At 72.8% G+C, this 18,318-nt stretch carries 16 protein-coding genes and 1 tRNA gene; 8 read left to right on the top strand and 9 right to left on the bottom strand.

Annotated features, from left to right (window positions below; translation table 11 throughout):
• The first annotated feature begins 43 nt into the window (after nt 1-43).
• Entirely contained in the window at nt 44-448 is a 405-nt protein-coding gene (locus tag ACZ5WK_RS13135) for a globin (protein WP_396325006.1), read from the top strand.
• Between the two features lie 66 nt (nt 449-514).
• Here the strand turns inward: ACZ5WK_RS13135 and ACZ5WK_RS13130 are convergent, their stop codons facing one another.
• The 5 genes from ACZ5WK_RS13130 to ACZ5WK_RS13110 form a co-directional block, all read right to left on the bottom strand.
• A complete protein-coding gene (locus ACZ5WK_RS13130; RefSeq protein WP_465547430.1) occupies nt 515-1,207 on the bottom strand; it encodes a DUF8185 domain-containing protein in 693 nt (230 codons plus the stop codon).
• A 97-nt stretch (nt 1,208-1,304) separates the two neighbouring features.
• Nucleotides 1,305-1,778 carry an acyl-CoA thioesterase gene (locus tag ACZ5WK_RS13125; RefSeq protein WP_396325004.1) on the bottom strand — a complete coding sequence of 158 codons (474 nt, stop codon included), beginning with the start codon at nt 1,776-1,778 and terminating at the stop codon, nt 1,305-1,307.
• 109 nt (nt 1,779-1,887) lie between these two features.
• Nucleotides 1,888-3,552 carry an energy-dependent translational throttle protein EttA gene (ettA, locus tag ACZ5WK_RS13120; protein WP_396325003.1) on the bottom strand — a complete coding sequence of 555 codons (1,665 nt, stop codon included), beginning with the start codon at nt 3,550-3,552 and terminating at the stop codon, nt 1,888-1,890.
• Between the two features lie 263 nt (nt 3,553-3,815).
• The gene (locus ACZ5WK_RS13115) at nt 3,816-5,273 is read right to left on the bottom strand and encodes a Cys-Gln thioester bond-forming surface protein (protein ID WP_465547429.1); all 1,458 of its coding nucleotides are present in this window, start codon (nt 5,271-5,273) and stop codon (nt 3,816-3,818) included.
• A 346-nt stretch (nt 5,274-5,619) separates the two neighbouring features.
• Nucleotides 5,620-6,168, bottom strand: a complete 549-nt coding sequence (locus ACZ5WK_RS13110; RefSeq protein WP_465547428.1) for a single-stranded DNA-binding protein — start codon at nt 6,166-6,168, stop codon at nt 5,620-5,622.
• Between the two features lie 651 nt (nt 6,169-6,819).
• Between ACZ5WK_RS13110 and ACZ5WK_RS13105 the strand changes: the two genes are divergently transcribed.
• Nucleotides 6,820-6,892 (top strand) — tRNA-Arg (locus ACZ5WK_RS13105).
• A 384-nt stretch (nt 6,893-7,276) separates the two neighbouring features.
• On the opposite strand, the gene ACZ5WK_RS13100 is transcribed toward ACZ5WK_RS13105, so the two are convergent.
• A complete protein-coding gene (locus ACZ5WK_RS13100; protein ID WP_465547427.1) occupies nt 7,277-7,909 on the bottom strand; it encodes a TetR/AcrR family transcriptional regulator in 633 nt (210 codons plus the stop codon).
• An 87-nt stretch (nt 7,910-7,996) separates the two neighbouring features.
• Between ACZ5WK_RS13100 and ACZ5WK_RS13095 the strand changes: the two genes are divergently transcribed.
• Nucleotides 7,997-8,545, top strand: a complete 549-nt coding sequence (locus ACZ5WK_RS13095) for a GNAT family N-acetyltransferase (protein WP_465547426.1) — start codon at nt 7,997-7,999, stop codon at nt 8,543-8,545.
• A gap of 169 nt (nt 8,546-8,714) precedes the next feature.
• Here the strand turns inward: ACZ5WK_RS13095 and ACZ5WK_RS13090 are convergent, their stop codons facing one another.
• The gene (locus tag ACZ5WK_RS13090) at nt 8,715-10,190 is read right to left on the bottom strand and encodes an MFS transporter (protein ID WP_465547425.1); all 1,476 of its coding nucleotides are present in this window, start codon (nt 10,188-10,190) and stop codon (nt 8,715-8,717) included.
• Nucleotides 10,191-10,428: 238 nt separating this feature from the next.
• Here ACZ5WK_RS13090 and ACZ5WK_RS13085 point away from each other — a divergent pair, with 238 nt between their 5' ends.
• The 3 genes from ACZ5WK_RS13085 to ACZ5WK_RS13075 all read left to right on the top strand — a co-directional run bounded on the left by ACZ5WK_RS13085 (nt 10,429) and on the right by ACZ5WK_RS13075 (nt 12,387).
• Nucleotides 10,429-11,115: a TetR family transcriptional regulator gene (locus tag ACZ5WK_RS13085; protein WP_465547424.1), complete on the top strand. Its 687-nt coding sequence runs from the start codon at nt 10,429-10,431 to the stop codon at nt 11,113-11,115.
• A gap of 92 nt (nt 11,116-11,207) precedes the next feature.
• Nucleotides 11,208-12,017 (top strand): enoyl-CoA hydratase/isomerase family protein, encoded by an 810-nt coding sequence (locus ACZ5WK_RS13080; RefSeq protein ID WP_465547423.1) that lies wholly within the window; start codon nt 11,208-11,210, stop codon nt 12,015-12,017.
• A 136-nt stretch (nt 12,018-12,153) separates the two neighbouring features.
• Entirely contained in the window at nt 12,154-12,387 is a 234-nt protein-coding gene (locus tag ACZ5WK_RS13075; protein ID WP_465547422.1) for a hypothetical protein, read from the top strand.
• 108 nt (nt 12,388-12,495) lie between these two features.
• On the opposite strand, the gene ACZ5WK_RS13070 is transcribed toward ACZ5WK_RS13075, so the two are convergent.
• Nucleotides 12,496-13,716, bottom strand: coding sequence for an acyl-CoA dehydrogenase family protein (locus tag ACZ5WK_RS13070; protein ID WP_465547421.1), 1,221 nt, complete (start codon nt 13,714-13,716; stop codon nt 12,496-12,498).
• Nucleotides 13,717-13,868: 152 nt separating this feature from the next.
• Between ACZ5WK_RS13070 and ACZ5WK_RS13065 the strand changes: the two genes are divergently transcribed.
• Complete coding sequence (locus tag ACZ5WK_RS13065; protein WP_465547420.1) at nt 13,869-14,495, top strand: TetR/AcrR family transcriptional regulator; 627 nt, start codon at nt 13,869-13,871, stop codon at nt 14,493-14,495.
• Between the two features lie 121 nt (nt 14,496-14,616).
• On the top strand, nt 14,617-16,083 hold the full coding sequence (locus tag ACZ5WK_RS13060) for a glycoside hydrolase family 5 protein (RefSeq protein ID WP_465547419.1): 1,467 nt from the start codon (nt 14,617-14,619) through the stop codon (nt 16,081-16,083).
• A gap of 82 nt (nt 16,084-16,165) precedes the next feature.
• Here the strand turns inward: ACZ5WK_RS13060 and ACZ5WK_RS13055 are convergent, their stop codons facing one another.
• On the bottom strand, nt 16,166-18,190 hold the full coding sequence (locus tag ACZ5WK_RS13055) for a M3 family metallopeptidase (protein ID WP_465547418.1): 2,025 nt from the start codon (nt 18,188-18,190) through the stop codon (nt 16,166-16,168).
• Nucleotides 18,191-18,318 lie beyond the last annotated feature (128 nt).

Raw genomic sequence — 18,318 nt, 5'->3', positions numbered from 1 at the left:
GGTCCCGGTGTACGGCCCCGGCGGCGTCTGCGACCATGGTCGGGTGACAGAGATCCGGCGTGGCACGCTCAGCGAGGAGACCTTCTTCGACCAGGTCGGCGGCGAGCCGACCTTCCGGCGGCTGGTGCACCGGTTCTACCAGGGCGTCGCCGAGGACGAGTTGCTGCGCCCGATGTACCCCGAGGAGGACCTCGGCCCCGCCGAGGAGCGCCTCACGCTGTTCCTGATGCAGTACTGGGGCGGCCCGCGCACCTACAGCGAGCAGCGCGGCCACCCGCGGCTGCGGATGCGGCACGTGCCGTTCAAGGTGGACCGCGCGGCGCACGACGCCTGGCTGAGACACATGCGGGCGGCGGTGGACGAGCTGGCGCTGCCGGCCGACGCCGAGCGCCAGCTCTGGGACTACCTCACCTACGCCGCCGCCTCGATGGTCAACACCGAGGGCTGAGCCGGCCCCGCGGTCCTGGTCGGACTCCCGCCCGCCCGGCGGCGACGGGACTCCGGCTCCCAAGCCCTAGCGGACCGGGCTGAGCCCCAGCCCCGCACCGGGCGCGGCCGCCGTGCGGACCGCCACCGACCCGGCCGGGGCGCTCAACCGCAGCCAGCCGCCGGCCCGGTGCACGGTCAGCGGGGCGCCCGGCTTCAGGAAGCCGATCACCAGGGCCGCGTGCGCGGCGCGCAGCGGCAGCTCGGGCAGCGCGGTCACCGGCCGGGACCAGATCTCGTCGGCCAGCGCGTCCAGCACCGTCCTGGTCCGGTGGTGCGCCGGGACGGCCTCACTGCGCTCGCGGAACTCCCGCACACCGGCCATCAGTTCGGGGTACACCTCGGCCACCGGCGGCTCGCCGATCAGCTGCCAGCCGGTGCGCGGCGGCAGCAGGCCGGCCCAGGCGGGGCCGGTGACGGCGGCGGGCAGGGCCGCGGTGTCGGCCCCGTCGTCCAGGCCGTCCAGCAGCCGGCCCGCCGAGACGGTGCGGTCGGTGGGCGCGCCGAGCGCGGTCAGCCGAGCGGTGCGGATCGCCAGCGCGCCGGAACTGCCCAACGGCAGCCGCCCGAAGACCGCCAGCACACCCGATCCGTCCGCCGCGGGCACCGCCTGCAGCCGGACCGCCGCCGCCTTGTCGAAGCGGAGCAGCCGGACCAGGAAGGCGGCGAGGTCGGCGGCCTCCCCGGCGTCGGCGAGGGCGAGGGTGGCGGTACCGGTCAACGCGTGTCAGCTCGAATCCGTGTGTCGGTGGTTGGTCGTACGCCCGGCCGGACCGGGCGGCCCGATCAGGCCGGGGCCGGGGCCGGGCGGCCCGGGCTCAGGCCGCCGCGCCGACCGGCTCCGCGTCCAGGCTGTGGCCGTCCTTGCCGTGGTCGTCGGTGTAGCGGCCGAGGAACTCCCGCTCCACCTCGCTGATCCGGCGCGGCCGGCCCTCGGCGAGGTCGTAGGGCACGACCACGGTGGACGCCCGGACGTAGACCGTCTCGGTGCCGTCCTCGGCGGTGTCCTTGATCTCGTACGCGACCGTCAGCGAGGCGACACCGATCTTGGTCACCCAGGTCTCGATGGTGACCGGCTCGGGCCGGTGCACCAGCGGCCGCTTGTAGTCGATCTCGTGGCGCGCCACCACCGAACCGCCCGCGAACTCCCCGGCACCGGCCGCGGCGGCCTGGGTGAACATGAAGTCGATCCGGGCCTCCTCCAGGTAGCGCAGGAAGACGACGTTGTTGACGTGCCCGAAGGCGTCCATGTCGGACCAACGCAGCGGACAGGCGTAGATGTGGCGTGCCACGGGTGTTCTCCTCGACGTCAGGTGACCCGCCGCGCGGTGGTGGCGGTGGGCCGCGGCCCGGCAGGCCGCCCCGGAGGGCAGTCTGCCGGGCCGTTGTGACAGCTGGGTGTCAGCCCCGGGTCAGCTTCTTGTAGGTGGCCCGGTGCGGACGGGCGGCGTCGGCGCCCAGCCGCTCGATCTTGTTCTTCTCGTACGACTCGAAGTTGCCCTCGAACCAGAACCACTTGCTCTCGCCCTCGTAGGCGAGGATGTGGGTGGCCACTCGGTCCAGGAACCAGCGGTCGTGGGAGATGACCACGGCGCAGCCGGGGAACTCCAGCAGCGCGTTCTCCAGCGAGGAGAGGGTCTCGACGTCGAGGTCGTTGGTGGGCTCGTCGAGGAGCAGCAGGTTGCCGCCCTGCTTGAGGGTGAGCGCCAGGTTGAGGCGGTTGCGCTCACCACCGGAGAGCACGCCGGCCGGCTTCTGCTGGTCCGGGCCCTTGAAGCCGAACGCCGAGACGTAGGCGCGGGACGGCATCTCGACCTGGCCGACGTTGATCCAGTCCAGGCCGTCGGAGACGACCTCCCAGAGCGTCTTCTTCGGGTCGATGTTGGCGCGGGTCTGGTCGACGTAGCTGATCTTGACCGTGTCGCCGACCTTGACCTTGCCGGAGTCCGGGGTCTCCAGGTCCTGCAGCATCTTGAACAGCGTGGTCTTGCCGGCGCCGTTCGGGCCGATGATGCCGACGATGCCGTTGCGCGGCAGGGTGAAGCTGAGGTCGTCGATCAGGATCTTCTCGCCGAAGGCCTTGTTGAGGTTCTCCACCTCGATGACGACGCTGCCCAGACGCGGGCCCGGCGGGATCTGGATCTCCTCGAAGTCCAGCTTCCGCATCTTGTCGGCCTCGGCCGCCATCTCCTCGTAGCGGGCCAGACGGGCCTTGGACTTCGCCTGGCGGCCCTTGGCGTTGGAGCGGACCCACTCCAGCTCTTCCCTGAGCCGCTTGGCGCGCTTGGCGTCCTTCTGGCCCTCGACCTTGAGCCGGGACTGCTTGCTCTCCAGGTAGGTGGAGTAGTTGCCCTCGTAGCCGATCGCGCGGCCGCGGTCGAGCTCCAGGATCCAGCCGGCCACGTTGTCCAGGAAGTACCGGTCGTGGGTGACGGCGACGACGGTGCCGGCGTACTTGGCCAGGTGCTGCTCCAGCCAGTTCACCGACTCGGCGTCCAGGTGGTTGGTGGGCTCGTCGAGCAGCAGCAGGTCGGGGGCCTCCAGCAGCAGCTTGCAGAGCGCCACGCGGCGCTTCTCGCCACCGGAGAGCTTGGTGACGGCCCAGTCGCCGGGCGGGCAGCCCAGCGCGTCCATGGCCTGCTCCAGCTGGGCGTCGAGGTCCCAGGCGTTGGCGTGGTCCAGGTCCTCCTGGAGCTTGCCCATCTCGTCGAGGAGCGCGTCCGAGTAGTCGGTGGCCATCAGCTCGGCGATCTCGTTGAAGCGGTTGAGCTTCGCCTTGATCTCCTTGACGCCGTCCTCGACGTTCTCGAGGACCGTCTTGGTCTCGTCCAGCGGCGGCTCCTGGAGCAGCATGCCGACGGTGTACCCGGGCGAGAGGAAGGCGTCACCGTTGGAGGGCTGCTCCAGGCCGGCCATCATCTTCAGCACGGTGGACTTGCCGGCGCCGTTGGGGCCGACAACGCCGATCTTCGCCCCGGGGAGGAAGCTGAGCGTCACGTCGTCAAGGATGACCTTGTCTCCGTGCGCCTTGCGCACCTTGCGCATCGTGTAGATGTATTCCGCCACGTGAGATCGCTCCGGCGTCGTCGGGAGTAATTCGGCTTGCAGCCTTCCATTGTGCCGCACCCGGCCCCGAGACCCGAACCGACTGCCGTGCCCCACCGGGGTATCCGGCCGGTCGCTCCCGTCTCCTCCCCCGCCCGGCTCCCGCCGCACCCCTCGCATGCAGCCGGAACGCGACTCGGCCCGGCTCCCCGCAAACGGATGCGGGGAGCCGGGCCGGAGTCCTTCAGGCCCTCAGGAGCTCAGGACCTCGGTGCACTGCTGCCTCAGGCGGCGCTGCGACCGTGGCGGCCGCGACGGCGCAGGACGAAGACCGCGGCACCGCCGGCCACGACCAGACCGCCGGCGACGGCGGCGAGCACCGGGGTGGCGTCGTTACCACCGGTCTGGGCCAGACCACCGGTGGTACCGGGGGCCGGGCTGGTGGCGGCCGGAGCCGGCTTGGCAGCGGTGGTGGTGGCGCCGGCCGACGGCGTACCGGCCGGAGCCGGGGTGGTGGCGGCCGGGGTGGTCGGGGCGGCCGACGGGGTGCCGGTCGGCGTGGTCACGCTGGTGACCTTGCAGTCCAGGATGCCCTTGAACTCCTTGGTGAAGCCGTTCGGGCCGGTGACGGTGATGTCGTAGGCGGCGTCCTCCGCGACCGGGACGACCACGCTCTCGACCTTGCCCGGCTGGACGGTGACCTTCTTGCCCGGCGTCACCGTGACGTCGGCCGCCTCGTCGCCGCCGTTGGCGACGGAGACGCGGACGCCGTTGGCGTCGCACTCGACCTGGGCGGTGCTGTCCACCAGCGCACCCTTGCCCTGCTTCCAGGTGGCCTTGGCTGCGTCGGAGACGCTGAGCTTGGTGGAGCCGGCCAGGATCATGGTCTGGCTGTGCTTCGCCGGGGTGTAGCCCTTGCTGAGGAAGACGCGGCCGCTGGGCACGACGGTCTCGGCGTTGGCCGTCACGGTGGCCGCGCCGTCCGGGGTGCCGGCCGGGACGTCCAGGAACAGCTGGGTGTCCTTGGCGACCGGGCCGGTCAGGCCGGTGACCGGCTTGCCGTCCTTGTCGACCAGCTTCACCTTGCCCGCGGCGTCACCGGCGACCGCCAGCTTCACCTCGGAGGCGCTGGAGTTGACGGTGAACGGACCGAGCTTGTTGCCCGGCTTGCCCGACACCGAGTCCGGCGTGAGGCTCAGCGAGGGCTTGGGCTCGGCGGCGATGCCCTTGTTCTTGTCGCTGACCAGGTAGTCGCGCAGCTGCTTGGCCTGCGAGTCCTTCGGGATGGCGTTCTTGCCGTCCGAGAACTTCCAGATCGCGGCCTGGGTGCCGGCGGCAGCGTCCTCCTTGGTGAGCTGACCGTCGACGCCGGCGTCCTTGGCCAGCTTCACGAGGTCGGTCACCTGCGGGTAGGAGTTCTCCAGGATCCAGCGGATCTTGGCGGCGTCCTGAGCCTTCTCCTTCGCGCCGAGCGAGCTCGACTTCCAGTCGGACTCCTGGTACTCGACCCCGCTGGTGATGTTCACCGGGTGGTCGATGTCGATGCAGTACGTCTGGATCGAGCCGTTCGGCGTCTTGAGGGTGAACAGACCACCCTGGAGGCCGTGGCCGTCGACGGCGATCTCCTCGGCCTCCATGGTCGGCTGGATCACTGCCGTGACACCCGCGCCTGGTGCGTCGGCCGCAACCGCCGCACCCGCCGCGAACAGGCTTCCGCCCAGCGCGATGCTGGTCGTGAGCATGACAGTGGTTATGCGCGGAAGACTCCGCCCCTGCCTCTGGAACATCTGGGATCCCTCCGGGCCGGGCCACGCCGATGGGCAGCCCGCCTTGCATTGCCGCGCCCCCTGTGGCGCCGCTGCATGTGTGTGAACCAGACGAATCCTATTGAGCCCCGGGGGCACGCAAACCCCCATGCGAAATCAGGACCATTCCGTATCTGGATCGTTATCAACCAACCCATCATCCACACAAACTGACGATCTGCCAGAAAGCCGGGAACTCTCGGTTAACCGATCCGGGATTGCGCATGTGGGCGCAACAACCGTCTCGATCAACATATTTGTCGACAGTTGAGATCCCTGCCGGTCAGATCAAGGCCATCTGCTCTTCACCTCCGGTCGGCATGCCGTCCACCCGCTCGCCGGCCGCCACGGCCACCCCCGAAGCCGCCGGCGGGGCCTCGGCCGGCGCCAACGCCGAGACCTTCCGCGCATGCAGTGCGTCCGCGATCCACCCGGGCACCGCCTCGTCGAGCACCTCCCCACCGCCGCCCGGCGGCTCACCCCGCACCCCCGCCGCCCATGTGAAGGCCGCAGTACCACGACTGAGATCGTGTCCGACCGATCGGGCGTCGATCTCGACCCGGCTGCGCCTGGCCTCGCCGTCCGTCCACTCACGCACCCTCAGCCGGCCGCTCACCACCACCGGATCGCCCTTCGACAGCGAGCCGATCAGATGACCCGCCAGCGCCCGCCATGCCGTCACCGTCACCCACTGCGTCTCGCCGTCCACCCACCCCTCCTTCTGCCGGTCGTAACGCCGCTCCGTCGACGCCAGCCGGAAGTTCGCCACCGGCACTCCGGCGGCCGTCCGCGCGTAGGTCACCTCGGTCGCGACATTGCCGATCACCGTCACCTGAGTCCCGTTCACAGAACACGCTCCGTTCTCTCCGATGCACCGTACGGAATCAACCGGTGCGAGTTGAGAGTGCAGTTCCGGGGAAATCCGGACCAGTCAGATCGGAAATCCTGTGGACAACTCGGCCCTGTGGAAAACCGGTGTCACTCACAGGGGTGAATTTCGGCCTTGCGGTACTACTTCCAGCCCCTCTTCTGCGCGGTCATGACAACAAACGACCCGCTTCCCGCCCCGCCGGGCCACCCCCAAGGGTGGCCCGGGCGGCCGTCCGCCCACGTCATCCGACCGAACGAACCCGAATACGGCCCCCCACCCGCGGTGACGGTCGTGCTTTCTCCGTGCCGAATCCATAACGGGTGAGGCGGCAGCCCCGTAACGACTGCACAACGTCCGGCGCCGAAGACCGTCAGACCGCTGCACGCACGGCCTTCACCTGCGATTATCGGACCGCTCCACCGAAGCCGACACACCCGCGACGGTGTTGTTACACCCGGCCGAGGAACTGGGCACCCTTATCCTGTCCCCGACAGGGCAAGGGTCCGCCAACCCCCACCCCCACCCTCAGGTACGGGGCCGGACAGCGGGCGCCGCACGCGCTCGTCGCCCGATCCCGGCAACGGTCACGCCCGCCAGGGCGCCGCCCGTCCCGCCCCCATAGCTCAGCGGATAGAGCACCCGCCTTCTAAGCGGTAGGTCGCAGGTTCGAATCCTGCTGGGGGCACCCACGCGCGAATTCCCGCAGGCCACCACGCCGGTGGGGCCTATGCCGGCCCGGCCGCCGGGAAAAGCACGCACACCGACCGCACATAACCCGTGACAATGCGTGTCGTCGCCGCGTCGGAAACGACCCCACGGGAAACACCGGCACCGGCCGACCGCACCACGCGGACGGGTCGGACTCGAACGGAAACCGCGGGCCAGTCCGGCACCGCCCCCGGCGCGGGCCGGCAGCGGCCGACGAGCTCCGGGGCACGCCCCGCGGACGCATGCCCACGGCCCGCGCCCACCCCGGCCGCACGCCACACCCGCCCCGGCCCCGCCCCGGCCCCGCCCCGCCCCGCCCCGCCCGCGCCACGACCGCACGCCGGCCCCGGCCGGGTCCGCGCTACGACCCGGGCCGGCTCCCCGAGGCCACCAGCCCCGCCAGGTAGGCGTCCAGCAGCTCCGCCTGCCGCGCGGGCGGGAACTCCGCCGGGGCGAACAGGGCCTGCACGACCAGCCCCAGCACGAAGGCCTGCGCCCCCGCCGCGAGCTGAGCCGCATCCACACCCGCAGGCAGTTCGCCGAGCCGCTGCGCGGCCGCCACGTACCCGCTCAGCGCCTCCCGCGCCCGGGCGTACCGCGCGGCGTGCGCGTCCGCCAGCTCCGGGTCGGCCAGCGCGACGTCCCAGGAGCCGACCCAGATCCGGTTGCCGGCCGTGGCCGGTCCGTCCAGCGGGAGGATGTCGAGCAGCGCCGCCCGCAGCCGGGCCAGCCCGGCCGGCGGCGGCGCACTGCCGTCGGCGGGCGCGGCGCGGCGCGGGCGTTCGAGGGAGCGCCGGTCCAGCTCGTCGAGCGCGTAGGCCACCAGGGCCCGCTTGTTGGGGAAGTAGTGCGTCAGCAGCCCGGTCGAGGCACCCATTTCGGCGGCCACCGCGCGCAGCGTCAGCCCCTCGAAGCCGCGGGAGGAGAGCACCCGCCAGACCGCCTCGGAGACTTCCAGGCGACGGGCGTCATGGTCTCCACGGGCTGGCGTCATGGGGGCTATCGTACATACCAAACGTTTGTTATGTATGTATGGACCACCCCGGACCGTCGACCCGACCGCTCTTCGAAAGGCCTGCCCATGTTCACCGTCCCGCTCGCCGACAACGCCGAACTGCGCCCCCTGGAACCGTGGCAGGCCCCCGAGTTCCTCGCCCACATCGACCGCGCCCGCGCCCACACCGACCCGTGGATCGGCTGGGCCGGCTACTCCACCGACCTCGACTCGGCCCGCGCCACCCTCCAGCGCTACGCCGACCGGCAGGCCGCCGACGCCGGCCGGATCTACGGCATCTGGGTCGACGGCACCCTGGTCGGTGGCGTGATGTTCCCGCAGTTCGACGCCGCCGCCGGAAACTGCGAGATCGGGGTCTGGACGGAGCCCGCCGGCGAGGGCCGGGGCTTGGTCGGCACCGCCGTTCGCCACCTGATCGACTACGCCTTCACCACCCGGGGCATGCACCGGATCGAGTGGTACACCAGCCCGGCCAACCTCCGCAGCCGGGCGCTCGCCCAGCGGTTGGGCATGAAGCTCGACGGCACGATGCGGGAGCACTACCCGCACAACGGCGTCCGGCACGACAAGGAGGTCTGGTCGCTCCTCGCCCACGAGTGGAAGCCCTCCGCCTGACCCACCGCCCGACCCAGGCCGACCCCGGCCGTCGAGCGGCAGGTGCTCGCCGCCCGCCCCGCGGCGGCCCCCGGCCCGGCGGCGCGGACACAACAGGGGCCCGGTGGACCGAAGTCCACCGGGCCCGCGCCGATCCACGGAAACCACCCCGGCCCCCGACCGGCCGGGCTCAGGCGGCGAGCACCTGCCGCTCGACGGCCGGCTCCTCCACCGGACGCCGCGGCAGCCGCAGCGCGAGCACCACGACCAGCGCCATCACCCCGGCCGCCGAGAGGAAGACCACGTCCACCGCGTCGACGAAGCCCTGCACCGCGTGCTCCCGGGCCGCACCGGTCATCCGGCCGACCGCGCCGAGCGGGGTGCCGGGCTCGCCGCCCTCGAAGACCCGGGCGAGCACGGTGCCGAAGAGCGCCGCCCCCAGCGCGCTGCCGAGCGTCTGGAAGAACCGGATGCCGGTGGTGGCGACACCCAACTGGTGTGACGGAGCGGCGTCCTGGACGACGGTGATGAGCCGGCCGATCAGCTGCCCGAGGCCGACGCCGAGCAGCCCCAGCTCGGCCCGCACCAGCCAGAGCGAGGTGTCCGGGCCGCTCTGCCCGAGCAGCAGCAGCGCGACGGTGGCGCAGGCCCCGCCGGCGGCCAGGAGCGTCCTGTCCTGGACGCCGCGCGCGGTCAGCCGGTTGACCGCCATGCCGACGACCGTCATACCGGTCGCCATCGGGATCAGGTAGAGGCTGGCCGAGGTCGCGGCCACGCCGCGGGCGACCTGCAGGTACAGCATCACGTACATGATCGCGCCCATCAGCCCCATGCCGACCAGCCCCTGCACCGCGAAGCCGATCCGGATCTCCGGGACGCGGAAGAGCGAGAGCGGCAGCACCGGCTCCGCGGCGGTGGCCTGGCGCCAGACGAACAGGCCGAGGGAGGCCACGACGGCAGCGGCCAGCGCGAGGATCTGCGGGGAGGTCCAGGCGTAGTCCTTGCCGCCCCACTCGGTCAGCAGCAGCAGCGAGGTGGCGAACGCCGCGGCGAGCGTGGCGCCGGCGAAGTCCAGGCCGCGGCGGCCGGCGCCCTTCGGGAGCTTGAGCACGAGGGCGGCGCCGACCAGGACGAGCAGGCCGAGCGGCAGGTTGACGTAGAAGATCCAGCGCCAGTCGAGGTGGTCCGCGAGGAGAGCGCCGATCAGCGGGCCGAGGGCCATGCCGGCGCCGGCGACGATGCCGCCCAGGCCGCCCCCGCCGCCCTTCTTCCCGCCCGCCGGGTCCTTGAGCTGGGCGATCACCACCATGGTCACGCTCATCAGCCCGCCGCCGCCGATCCCCTGGACGGCCCGGAAGGCGATCAGCTGCTCCATCGACTGCGCCGCCCCGCAGAGCGCCGAGCCGAACAGGAAGGCGCCGACGGCCGCGAGCAGCACCCGCTTGGCGCCGTGGAGGTCGCAGAGCTTGCCGTAGAGCGGCAGCAGTGCGGTGGCGGCCAGGGCGAACGCGCTGACCAGCCAGGGCAGCCGGTCGACGCCGTGGACGGGGTCGAGGTCCCGGACGATCGGCACGGTGGCCGCCGACACGATGTTCGTGTCGAGCACGGCCAGGATCATCGTGATCAGGCAGAGCAGCATGCCCAGCTTGCGCTGAGGCTCTGTCATCAGAGCCGCTGACGGCGCGGTGGCGGTCATCGGAAGTCCCCCCGGGGTAGCGGAATTCGGGCGATCGAGCAGGAGCCGGGCCGCACCGGGGAGGCCCGGCCCGGCGGCACGGCACCACCATGGCAGTCTTTTTTGACCCGGTCAATTCTTCGCCCCGACCAATCTTATGACTGAACCAATCTTCTGACCCAACACATATTCCGACCTGGTATATGTTTGATCCTGGTACAGTCGCGCCATGGTGAAGAGCACTGGGGCCGGCGCCCACGACGGGCTGAGCCTGCGCGAGCGCAAGAAGCGGCAGACGGCCATGCGGATCTGGCACAGTGCCGTCGCCCTGTTCGCCGAGCGGGGCTTCGACGAGGTGTCGGTGGCCGAGATCGCCGCCGCCGCCGACGTCTCGAAGATGACCGTCTTCAACTACTTCCCGTCCAAGGAAGACCTGGTCATGGCGCCGATGGAGCAGCACACCGACGAGCCCGCCAGGGTGGTGCGCGAGCGCGCCCCGGGCACCTCGGTGGTGGCCGCGCTGCGCACCCACTTCCTGGCCGCGCTGGCCGAGTTCGACCCGGCCACCGGCCTCAACGACCACCGGTTCACCGTCGACGTGGTGCGGCTGATCCACCGGACCCCCGCGCTGGCCCTGCGCGCGACCACCGCGTTCGGCCACGCGGCGAACGAGCTGCTGGCCGCCGAGCTGCTGGCCGAGGACCCGGCGGGCGACCGGCTCCTCGCCCAAGCGGCGGCCGCCCAACTGCTCGGCGTCCGGACGACGTTGACCAGCGAGAACCAGCGCCGGATGATGGCCGGCGAGCGGGCCGCCGAGGTGCTGCCGGAGGCCGTCGAGAATGCGAGGCGCGCCTTCGACCTGGTCGAGCACGGCCTCGGCGACTACGGCACCCGCACGCCCGGGGCCTCCGCCTGAGACCCGCGTCGGCGTCCCTGCCCGAGACCCGCGCCGGGGCCCCGCCCGCGCCGCCTGAGAGAGTGTCCGCACCACGATCTCCGGAGGTGCGCATGGACCAGCCGCTGCTCACGCGGGACCGCTCCCCGCTGCCCACCCACGTCGACGGCCTCCGCGCCCACGTCGGCGAGGACGGCGTCGCCGTGCTGAAGTTCACCCGGCCGGCCCGGCGCAACGCCATCACCCTGGCGATCTGGCAGGCGCTGCCCGAGGTGCTGCTCCGGATCGCCGGACAGCCCGGTGTCCGCGCCCTCCTGGTCACCGGCGCGGGCGGCACCTTCAGTGCCGGCGCGGACATCGCCGAGCTGTCCGAGGTCTACGCCGACCCGGACCACGCCGACGCCTATCACGCCTCCAACGTCGCCGCCGAGGAGGCGCTGGCGGACTTCCCGCACCCGACGATCGCGGTGGTGCACGGCGCCTGCGTCGGCGGCGGCTGTCAGCTGGCGGTCGCCTGCGACCTCCGGTGGGTCGCCGACGACGCGCGGATGGGCATCACCCCGGCCAAACTCGGGGTGGTCTACCCGGCCGTCCCCACCCTGCGGCTGGCCAGGCTGGTGGGGCCCTCCCGGGCCAAGCTCCTGCTGTTCTCCGGCGAGCTGCTGACGGGAGTGCGCGCCTCGGCGATCGGCCTCGCCGACCGGGTCCTGCCCGCCGCCGAACTGGATGCCGACGCCCTGGAGTTCGCCCGACTGCTGACCCAGCGCTCGCCGCAGACGATCGGCGCGGTCAAGGCGGCGCTGGGCGTCCCGCCGGAGGAGGCCGCCGAGGCGCTGCGGCCCTGGGAGCGCCGTTCCCGGGAGGCCCCGGACGTGCGCGAGGGCCTCGCCGCCTTCCTGGAGGGCCGCCCGCCACGGTTCTGATCACTCGCACACGGACCACTACGATCATCCGATCGAAGGTCCAGCCGAGCCGCCGGGAGCACCCACCGCGATGACCACGCCGACGAGCACCGCCCTCTGAGGCCGCCGGGTCACCGACGGCGTCGAGCCGAAGAACGTGATCATCGCGATGCTGCCGCTGCTCGGCGTCCTGCGCTACGGCTGGCGGGGCCTCGGCTGGGCACTGTTCGCGGCGCTGTTCGCCGCCGTCATCCCGACCCTGTTCATCCGGCGCGGCATCCGCAAGGACACGTTGGAGGACCGGCACGTCGGCCACCGGCAGCGGCGGCTCACGGTGTTCCCCTTCATCGTGACTCCTCCTCCGGCTGAAAGCGGGGGGGGTTCTCGCTAACCCTTGTGGGCGTTGCGACGGACCAGCCCGGCCCGTAGAACCGGCGCGGTGGTGGGCGCCCTCACCGCCGGGCTCACCTTCTGGGCGGCCCGCTGACGCCGGCCGCGGTCAGCGGATCGGCATCCCGGAGATCGCCCGGGCGATCACCAGCCGCTGGATCTCGCTGGTGCCCTCGAAGATCGAGTAGATCGCGCTGTCCCGGTGCATCCGCTCCACCGGATACTCGCGGGTGAACCCGTTGCCGCCGAGGATCTGCATCGCCTGCGCGGTGACCCACTTGGCGGTCTCGCCCGCGTAGAGCTTGGACATCGAGCCCTCGGCCGCGGTGAACGGCTGGTTGTTGGCCGCCATCCAGGACGCCCGCCAGACCAGCAGCCGGGCCGCGTCGATCCGGGTCTTCATGTCGGCCAGCTGGAAGGCCACGCCCTGGTTGTCGATGATCGGCCGGCCGAACTGCACCCGGGTCCTGGCGTAGTCGAGGGCCACCTCGTACGCGGCCCGGGCGATCCCGATCGCCTGCGCGCCGACGGCCGGGCGGGAGGCCTCGAAGGTGGCCATCGCGGCGTTCTTGCCCTTTCCGCTCCGGGTGCCCTCACGGGCCCGGGCCAGCCGCTCGTCGAGCTTCTCCTTGCCGCCGAGCAGGCAGTGGCCGGGCACCCGGACGGAGTCCAGCACCACCTCGGCGGTGTGCGAGGCGCGGATGCCGTGCTTCTTGAACTTCTGGCCCTGGCTCAGCCCCGGGGTGCCCGGCGGCACCACGAAGGAGGCCTGCCCGCGCGAGCCGAGCGCGGGGTCGACGGTGGCGACCACGACGTGGACGGCGGCGATCCCGCCGTTGGTGGCCCAGGTCTTGGTGCCGTTCAGCACCCACTCGCCGGTGGCCTCGTCGTGGACGGCGCGGGTGCGCAGCGCGGAGACGTCGGAGCCGGCGTCCGGCTCGGACGAGCAGAACGCCGCCACCTTGACGTCGTCCGGGGTGCCGAACATCTGCGGCGCCCAGGTGCCGATCTGCTCCTCGGTGCCGTTGGCGAGGACCGCGACGGCGGCCAGCGTGGTGCCGACGATGGACAGGCCGATGCCGGCGTCGCCCCAGAACAGCTCCTCCATGGCGATCGGGATGCCGACGCCGGAGGGGTCGAAGTACTGCTGGGCGTAAAAGTCCAGGGAGTAGATGCCGAGCTTGGCGGCCTCCTGGATGACCGGCCAGGGGGTCTCCTCCCGCTCGTCCCACTCGGCCGCGGCCGGGCGCATGACGTCGGCGGCGAAGCCGTGCAGCCAGTCGCGTACGGCGAGCTGGTCGGCGCCCGGGTCCAGCGAGAACGTGCCCATGATGCATACCTCCGATGAAGAGCCGGCTGCCGGGAGGCGGCCCGCCGCCGGCAGCTGCCGACGCGGCCACGCCGGGTGTTACCCCCGGTAACATCGAGGGAGTCTGCTACTGATTGGTAACTGATGTCAACGGCCCGAACGAGGAGCAGCGCATGTCCCCAGAGCCCCGCCGCGAGCAGCTGCTCAACGCCGCCGACCGGGTGATCCAGCGGGACGGCCCGGCCGCCAGCATGAACGCCATCGCCGCTGAGGCCGGGATCACCAAGCCGATCCTGTACCGCCACTTCGGCGACCGGAACGGCCTGATCAGGGCGCTGACCGAGCGCCACACCAGCGGCCTGCTGGCCGCCGTCCGGGCCGCGCTCAGCGAGCCGCTGGAGCGCCGCGACCGGGTCGAGCACGTACTGGACACCTACCTGGCCGGGATCGAGGCCCGCCCGCAGGTCTACCGGTTGCTCACGCACCCCGAGCCCGGAGACCCGAGCGGCGTCGGCCACGCGCTCGCCCCGGCGCTGCGGCAGATCGCGGAGGAGATCACCCGGGCCGTCGAGAGCCAGGTCGACCTCGGCGCGGACCGCGAACTCCTCGCCGAGGCCTGGGGCCGCGGCATCACCGGCATGGTGCTGGCGGCCGGCGACTGGTGGCTGGAGTCGAGACCGTGCTCGCGGACCCGGATGGTCCAGGCGCTCGCCGACCTGCTCTGGGGCCGGCTCGCGGCCGCCGCCGACCTGCCCACCGCCGTCCTCCCCGCCCCGGCCGCCGAGCCGCCGCCGGCCTGAACCCCGCCCCGGCCGACGCCGAACCCGGCCCGAACTCTTGTGCAGTACACGGCGATCCGGGCATCATCGGGCCCCACCCCCGGCCCGCGAGCCTCGGCCCGCGAGATCCTGTGAGGTCCCGATGCGTCTGCGCCGCACCGCCGTTGCCCTCCTGCTCGCCGCCACCACCGCCCTCACCACGCCGCTCGCCGCCACCCCGGCCGCGGCCCGGGCGGCGCCGCACCGGGCGGAGTTCCCCACCGGGACGGCCACCGCCCCCGACGGCCGCACCAGTCTCACCGACGACTCCGGCCGCCGGCTCCAGCTGCGCGGCTTCAACCTCGACAAGTACGCCGAGGCCACCGAGCAGGACGTCAGGTCCCTCGCGGAGCAGGGCTTCACGCTGATCCGGGTGCCCGTCTCCTGGACCAGGCTGGAGCCCGGGCGGGGCCGCCTCGATCCGGCCGAACTGGCCCGTCTGCACCGGCTGCTCGGCTGGGCCGACCGGTACGGCGTGCTGGCCCTGGTCGACTTCCACCAGGACGTCTACGGGCCGAAGTTCGGCGGCGGCGACCGCGGCATTCCGCTCTGGGCCACCCGCGACGACGGCCTGCCGTTCACCCCGGACCCGGACGACTGGTTCGCCGGCTACTTCCAGCCCGCCGTCCAGGCCGCCTTCCGCCACCTCTACGACGACCCCGACCTGCGCGCCTGGCAGGCCGACTTCTACACCCGGCTGGCCCGCGAACTGCGCGGCCACCGATCCCTGTTGGGCTACGACCTGTTCAACGAGCCGTTCGGCCCGGTGGACGGCGACCCGACTGACCCGGCGGTGCTCGCCGCCGCCTCCGCCGCCCTCGAACAGGGCCGGCTCGCCGACATGTACCGCCGCCTGATCCGGGCCGTGCGCCAAGTGGACACCCACGCCTGGCTGTTCGTCGAACCGACCGTCCTGGTCGGCCAGGGCGTGCCCACCCGGCTGCCCGGCTTCACCGACCCGCGCCGGGGCGGCCCCCGGCTCGGCTACGCGCCGCACTTCTACGACACCGCGGTCGAGTCCGGCGCCGACTGGGACGAGAGCGGCGGCTTCGTCGAGCGGTACACCGCCGCGATCACCGCCTACCCGGCCGCCCACCGGCTGCCGGTCCTGGTCGGCGAGTGGGGGCCGCCCGACTCCCGCAGGCCGGGCAACACCCGGCTGGTCCGCCGGCAGGTCGCGGCCATGGACGGCTTCGCCGCCGGCTGGGCGATGTGGTACTGGTGCCGGGGCAACGGCGGCTACTGCGCACTCGACCCGGCCGGCCGGCCCGCCCCCGGCGACGAACCGGTCTTCGGCCCCTATCCGACGGCGGTCGCCGGGACGGACGCGGCCACCACCGCGACGGCCGCCGGCCACACCGTCCGCTGGACCGCCGACGGCACCGGCCACGCCACCGAACTGGCCCTGCCCGCCGCCGCGTTCCCCGCCGGCGTGCGGGTCACCGTCACCCCGGCCGGCGCGCGGGTCGACCTCGACCAGCCGGCCGGGGACCGGGCCGGCACCGCCCGGATCCGCCTCCCGCACACCCGCCCGGGCACCCCGGTCACCGTCACCCTCACACCCCGCTAGACCCCGACGGGGCCCCGTCGGCCCTCGTCGGACCCGTCGGACCCCGGGTGGCCCGCCGTGCGCGGGCCACCCTCCGAGGGCACTACGCCAGACCGCGGCGCGCCAGCAGCGGGCCGGTCTGCGGGTCGCGCCCGACCACCGCGCGGAAGGAGTCCAGCGCGTCCCGGCTGTCCCCGCGCGACAGCAGCTCACGGCGGAACACCTCGCCGCTCTCCCGCACGCTCCGGCCGTTGGTCCCGAACCACTGCACCGTCTCGGCGTCCAGCACCTCCGACCAGATGTACGCGTAGTAGCCCGCGCTGTAGCCGCCCGAGAAGATGTGCGAGAAGTACGCCGTCCGGTAGCGCGGCGGGATCTCCGCCACCGCCACACCGGCCTTGGCGAGCGCCGCCGCCTCGAACTCCTCGGCGTCCGCGACCTCCTGGCCGGCCGGCAGGGTGTGCCAGGCCCAGTCCAGGAGGGTCGCCGCCAGGTACTCGACGGTGCGGAAGCCCTGCCCGAAGCCCTCCGCCGCGGCCATCCGCTCGACCGACCCGGCGGGCAGCGGCTCACCCGTCACGTGGTGCCTGGCGTAGTTGGCCAGCACCTCCGGCCGGACCATCCACATCTCGTTGACCTGCGAGGGGAACTCGACGAAGTCCCGCGGCACGGCGGTGCCCGCGAAGTACGGGTAGCGGACGTCCGAGAAGAGCCCGTGCAGCGCGTGCCCGAACTCGTGGAACAGCGTGCGGACCTCGTCCCAGGAGAGCAGCACCGGCTCACCGGCCGCCGGCTTGGCGACGTTCAGGTTGTTGAACACCACCGGCCGCTTCCCCAGCAGCCGCGACTGGGTGACCAGCTCGTCCATCCAGGCCCCGCCGCGCTTGGACGCCCGGGCGTGGAAGTCCCCGAGGAAGAGCCCCAGCGAGCCGCCGTCCTCCTCGAACACCTCGAAGACCCGCACGTCCGGGTGGTAGGCGACGAGGTCCGGCCGCTCGGTGAAGGTCACCCCGTACGCCAGGTTGGCGGCGAAGAAGACGCCGTCCCGCAGCACCCGCTCCAGCTCGAAGTACGGGCGCAGCGCCGCCGCGTCCACCTGGTACGAGGCCTGCCGGACCTGCTCCGAGTAGTACGCCCAGTCGTGCGCGGCGATCTCCTCGATCCCGTCGGCGGCGGCCAGCTTGGCCAGCTCCTGCGCCTCCCGGCGGGCGTTGGCCACGGCCGGCGGCACCAACCGGGCCAGCAGCCCGTCCACCGCCCCGACACTGCCCGCCGTCTCGTCCGCCACCACGTACGCGGCGTGCGTGTCGTACCCGAGCAGCCGGGCCCGCTCGGCGCGCAGCGCGGCCATCCGGATCGCCAGCGGGCCGTTGGACTCGATCGCGCGGCCCAGCGAGGCCGCCAGCAGGCGCTCGCGCACCGAGCGGTCGGTGAGGAAGGCCAGCTCGGACTGGTTGGAGAAGTTCTTCAGGCTGAGCACGTACTTGCCGTCGTGCCCGAGCGCCCGGCCGTTCTCGGCGGCGGCGGCGATCGCGTCCGGCGAGAGCCCGGCCAGCTCCTCGGCGGAGTCCAGCACCAGCGCGCGGGCCTTCGAGTCGGCCGCCACGTTCTGCCGGAACTCCGAGGAGGCGGTGGCCAGTTCGGCGTTCAGCGCGCGCAGCCGCTGCTGCTCCGCGGCGCCCAGCCGGGCCCCGGCCCGGACGAAGGCGGTGTGCCACCGCTCCAGCAGCCGCAGCGACTCGGCGTCCAGGCCCAGCCCGGCGCGCCGCCCGTACAGCTCCTCGATCCGGGCGAACAGCGCGGCGTCCAGCAGGATCGCGTCGCTGTGCGCCGCCAGCCTCGGGCTGATCTCGGCGTCCACCCGGTCCACCAGCGGCGAGGTGTCCGCGGAGGACTGGTTGTCGAAGACGGCCCGCACCCGCCGCAGCAGCGCCCCCGAGCGCTCCAGCGCGGCCACCGTGTTGTCGAAGGCCGGCGGCGCCGGATCGGCCGTGATCGCGGCGATCTCGGCGAGCTGGTCGGCCATCCCGCGCTCGAACGCGGGCAGGTAGTGCTCTTCCCGGATCTCGGCGAAGAGCGGCAGTTCGTAGACCAGGGTGCTGGGCTCGAAGAAGGGGTTCTCGGTCATTTCGCCGACCCTACGCGGTGTCACCGGCGCTGCCTACGGCCCCCGGCCGCTCGGCGGCGCACCGCCCGGGGACCAGCGCGCCACCCGGCGCGCGCGCCGTCCGGACCGCATTGTCGTACCCACCGGCT

The organism is Kitasatospora sp. NPDC032757 (genome assembly GCF_055579305.1).
Note: the sequence above shows the minus strand (reverse complement) of the source record. Positions and strands in the feature narration are given on the sequence as shown.